This window comes from Nonlabens sp. (genome assembly GCF_047636915.1).
Classification (GTDB): domain Bacteria; phylum Bacteroidota; class Bacteroidia; order Flavobacteriales; family Flavobacteriaceae; genus Nonlabens.
In genome coordinates, this window is record NZ_JBLIGN010000144.1 from 1 (window position 1) to 4,118 (window position 4,118).

5 protein-coding genes are annotated in these 4,118 nt (G+C 37.3%); 2 read left to right on the top strand and 3 right to left on the bottom strand.

Features of this window, described 5'->3' with window-relative positions; translation table 11 throughout:
• Positions 1-6: 6 nt before the first annotated feature.
• Both ACJAT0_RS12850 and ACJAT0_RS12855 read left to right on the top strand, forming a co-directional pair.
• On the top strand, positions 7-1,371 hold the full coding sequence (locus ACJAT0_RS12850) for an MATE family efflux transporter (protein ID WP_415181978.1): 1,365 nt from the start codon (positions 7-9) through the stop codon (positions 1,369-1,371).
• 100 nt (positions 1,372-1,471) lie between these two features.
• Positions 1,472-1,948, top strand: coding sequence for an acyl-CoA thioesterase (locus tag ACJAT0_RS12855; protein ID WP_415181974.1), 477 nt, complete (start codon positions 1,472-1,474; stop codon positions 1,946-1,948).
• A 3-nt stretch (positions 1,949-1,951) separates the two neighbouring features.
• On the opposite strand, the gene ACJAT0_RS12860 is transcribed toward ACJAT0_RS12855, so the two are convergent.
• From ACJAT0_RS12860 to ACJAT0_RS12870, 3 genes are all read right to left on the bottom strand, one after another.
• Positions 1,952-2,866 carry a DMT family transporter gene (locus tag ACJAT0_RS12860; RefSeq protein ID WP_415181975.1) on the bottom strand — a complete coding sequence of 305 codons (915 nt, stop codon included), beginning with the start codon at positions 2,864-2,866 and terminating at the stop codon, positions 1,952-1,954.
• On the bottom strand, positions 2,867-3,220 hold the full coding sequence (locus tag ACJAT0_RS12865; protein WP_415181976.1) for an arsenate reductase family protein: 354 nt from the start codon (positions 3,218-3,220) through the stop codon (positions 2,867-2,869). It lies immediately after the preceding gene.
• A gap of 244 nt (positions 3,221-3,464) precedes the next feature.
• Positions 3,465-4,118 (bottom strand): prohibitin family protein (locus ACJAT0_RS12870; protein WP_415181977.1); only part of this gene is annotated, 654 nt, incomplete at its 5' end.

Consider the following 4,118-nt stretch of genomic DNA (forward strand, 5'->3'; position numbering starts at 1 on the left):
CAGCACATGTCTACAAAAACACCCAGCAAATCCCAACTTTTAGGAACAGAAACGATAACTAGTTTGTTGATTAAGCAAGCAGTTCCTGCGTCTATTGGTATATTAGTGATGTCACTTAATATACTGGCCGATAGTATTTTTGTGGGCAACTGGATCAATTCAGATGCGCTGGCAGCCATAGGTGTTGTGTTACCTATTTCTTTTTTTGTAGCTGCTTTAGGAATGGCGATAGGAATAGGAGGATCTAGTATTATTTCTCGAGCATTAGGAGCAGATAATACGGATAAAGCAAAACATACTTTTGGCAACATGCTTTCTCTTACCGTATTGATAACCGTTTTGATGGCGGTCTTTGGTCTTCTTTATGTGGACTCTTTAGTGCCAGCGTTTGGTGGAAGAGGAGCACTATTTGAACCAGCAAAGGTGTATTATAAAATTGTCTTTTACGGTATTCCTATTTTAGGGCTGTGTATGATGGGTAATAATGTTATCAGAGCTGAAGGCGCTCCTAAACATGCTATGATTGCTATGTTGATACCGTCGGTGGGCAATTTAGTTTTGGATTATATTTTTATCAATAGATTAGGAATGGGAATGGCAGGAGCTGCTTGGGCAACTACCATTAGTTACATTCTTTGTTTTGGTTATGTGCTTTGGTTTTTCGTTTCTGGAAAAAGCGAACTTCTTTGCTCTCTTAAACACTTGTTGCCAGACTGGGGAATTCTAAAAGAAATTAGCAGTCTTGGTTTTGTAACCTTATCAAGACAGGCAACTTCCAGTTTTGTTTTCCTTATCATGAATAATATTCTTTTTGAATTAAGCGGTGCCGACGGTGTTGCCGTTTTTAGAATTATAGGAAGTATGATGATGTTTGCCTTATTTCCAGTTATGGGGGTGACTCAAGGTTTTTTACCTATTGCAGGATATAATTATGGCGCAGAATTATGGGGTCGAGTACGCGAGGTTATTTATACTTCACTAAAGATTTCTTGTGGACTAGGCGTACTTATTTTCTTGGGTCTTTTCTTTTTTACTTATGAAATTTCAGCTGTTTTTACCGATAATCCTGAGGTTATCGAGCAAGCTTCCTTTGCGATGAAATTGGTGTTTCTTTCGGTACCTATTATTGCTATTCAATTGATAGGTTCTGCATATTATCAAGCCATTGGTAAAGCAATTCCTGCCTTATTATTGACTCTTCTCCGGATGGCCATTATTTTGATACCCTTGTTATTGATTCTTCCTAACTTTTTTGGAGAATTAGGGGTGTGGATTAGTTTTCCTATTGCAGATGTGCTTTCTACTGTCATTACAGCTTACTTTTTATGGAAAGCAATGAGTAAACTAAAGCCGGTTTCTAGCACGGACTAGTTTTGTGATCTCGCTTTCGCGAAAGCGGAACTATTAAAAATATCCCAACCTTTTTATTACTATGTAAGCATAGAATACCTTCGTGCAAAAGAATTAAGAAATGTATAAGAAGGAGTTTGATGTAAGGTGGAGTGACTTAGATCCTAATAGGCACATGGCAAATAGTGCGTATCAGAACTTTATGAGCCACACGCGGATGGCTTTCTTAATAGAGAATAACTTTGGGCAGCGCGAGATGGCGCAATACAACACTGGACCGGTTGTCTTTAATGAAAATATTTTCTATTTTAAAGAGATACATCAAGGTAAACCGGTAACAGTGAGTTGCGAAGTAACAGGGATGAGCGAAGATGGAAGTATGTTTAGTTTTAGACATAATTTTTATGATCATAAAGGTCGCAACGTAGCCCGTGGCTTAATGACGGGTGCTTGGTTGAATCTTAAAGAGCGTAAAATCATGCCGTTGCATTCAGATTTACAGGAAAAGATCAAACATTTTCCACGATCTACTGATTTTATAATTTTGGAAAAAAGCCATATGAGAGCCCATGGTGAATTCCCTCAGGACATACCATGATACTTAATAAGAGGAAGAGATTTTAACAACTTTTTTATTTTTCAACCCAGTAAGGAAGACACCAGTAAAAATAAGCAGTCCGGAAACCGCTTTTTGCCATGTGATTATGTCTGTCCCTAAGCCTACAGCTATTAGCGTAGCCAGTAATGGTTGTAAATATACAAATACAGCTACAACACTGGGTTTTAATGTTCTTATTGCAATGATGTTGAGCATGTAAGTTCCAAAAGTGGCAAACAAAATTACGTAAGCTATATGGAGCAAGGTAGTTGTACTTGCTATGGAAAAATCAAATGCCAGTCCTTGCATAATTCCAAACGGAGTGATGAATAAAACGCCAAAAAAGTACAACCATTTCATTAATGTGAAGACGTGATATTTTGCCGTAAGTTTTTTTGCTAGAAGAATATAAAAGGCAAAGGAAACTGCATTCATAAATATCAATAGGTTTCCCAAGGCCGGATGAGTCGCATCTGCCCCAGCACCAGTGGACAAAAATATTAAAAGAGCCGCTCCAGAAAAGCCGATAAGAATTCCTATAATTCGGGTTGCAAAAAGGCGTTCCTTTAAAAATACTGCGCTTAAAACTAATACGATAATAGGGGTGCTCACCATAAGAACAGAAGCGCTTATAGGCGAGGTAAGCGATAATCCCCACATAAAGGTTATCATGTTAAAACCTACGCCACAAAACGCTGCAAGAGCGATGAGTGGCAATTCCTTAAACGGGACTTTTTCCTTAGGTCCAGTAAATAGGGATATGGTCCAGAAAATAGCGCAAGTGACGATTACTCGATACCAGGTAAGTCCAAAAGGTCCTATAAATTCTGGTGTGATTTGTTTTGCGGCGGTAAAATTATAGGCGTAAAATAAAGCGACAAAGAATCCGCAAATAATAGCTACTGTACGTGCGCTCATTTAAGAAAGGGCCACTTTTGTATCAGCTATGACCTGTTTAGAATTACCAATAAAAGCCTCGCCATTGTAAATAAGAATAGGTCGTTTAATAAACGTGTAATGATCGAGTAATAATTCTTTATAATTTTCGTCAGACAGGTCTTTTTCATGAAGTCCACGACCTCGGTATAATTGCGCGCGTCTATTAAAGAGAGCTTCATAAGAACCAGCTTGTTCTTTTAGGAACTCTACTTGCTCTGAAGTCACTGGCTCCTCTTTTATGTTCTGTAAAGTAATCGCCGCAGATAGTCTTAGTTCACTTTTTATGCGCTGGCAGGTGTTACAATTATCTAGATAAATGAATAGATTTTTCATGTAGCAAAATTACGATAGCTTTTGTTATCAGGAATATATTTAGGATGATATTAATTTTGATAAATTTCTCGCGTTCTATTTTATTTAAAATAGAAGTTTATATGGAACTTGACCGAGCTTCAAATTCAATTTTAAGGAAAAACGGATGTAAAAGCAGTTAGAGAATATTAAAAATCTAATTGAAAGCAATAAAAATGGGTTGACTAATTTCTTAGCTCAACCCATTTTTTTAAAAATTAAAAGGCTAGTTTTTTGTTTCGTTAATAAGGTACGGCGTTCTACCGTCCGTAATAATCACTTTACTGTTAGTAGATTTTGCCAACTCAATAAAAGCTTCAATACTGCGTATTTTCAGAATTTCTGGCGTAAGGCCTTCTGCTAATATTTTTTGAGCATCTCTAGTTCCCATTGCCTCAATGATTTTACGGTCTGCTTCCAGACGTTCTCTTTGTAAAATAAACTCCATTCTCATAGCATCCTGTTCAGCTTGTAGCTTCTCCTCGATAGAAAGGGAAAGACGTTGAGGCAAACGGATGCTTTTCATAAGAACCGCTTCAATAATAATTCCTTGTGAGGTAAGAGTTTCTTCCATTTTAGTTTTGATTGCTTCTTCGATATCGGCTCTTTTTCCAGAGTGCATGTCTTTCGCTAAAAACTGCGAACAAACATCTGAACTTGCAGAACGAAAAACAGCTGCCATAACACCTTCATAATTAGGACCTAGATTTTGTAGAACTGTAGGAACCATGTCAACCTCTAGTCTGTAAAGAATTGAAATTTCAGAATCTACGCTTAAACCTTCCTTACTGGGTATTCTAAGGGCTAGTTTTAAATTGTTAGTTTGGATAGATTCTTTAATAACCTTTGTGGTAAAAGGATTAAAGAATATGGTACCTTG